The following is a 319-nucleotide window of genomic DNA, read 5'->3' on the forward strand; positions in this document are numbered from 1 at the left end:
GGCGCAGCACAAGAGCTTACTGACTACCCGAGCGGGTCAGCTCTTGACTTCATCTCCTTTGGTCAGGCCGGGGATGGTATTGCGATTACTGACCCACAAGGGCGTCCATCATTTTCAACCGTCGACGGTAATATCTTTGCCGGCAATCTCGATGTTGTTCAGCTGCCTGGCGACGGCGTTTTCTGGATTGACCCAGACGGCTACGCCATAGAACTGCAGCTTAAAAATGACGATCAAGAGTCTGCTGCCTGGCTCACAGAGCAAACCGAAAAAAGCGAAGTGTTGGCACGCCAGAGCCGCGAGGCAGTAGCTTCTCGCG

1 protein-coding gene is annotated in these 319 nt (G+C 54.5%); it reads left to right on the top strand.

Features of this window, described 5'->3' with window-relative positions; all coding sequences use genetic code 11:
• Positions 1 to 319 (top strand): hypothetical protein (locus JYB63_RS22755; RefSeq protein ID WP_205660205.1); only part of this gene is annotated, 319 nt, incomplete at both ends.

The organism is Aliamphritea spongicola, from assembly GCF_017051665.1.
Classification (GTDB): domain Bacteria; phylum Pseudomonadota; class Gammaproteobacteria; order Pseudomonadales; family Balneatricaceae; genus Amphritea; species Amphritea spongicola.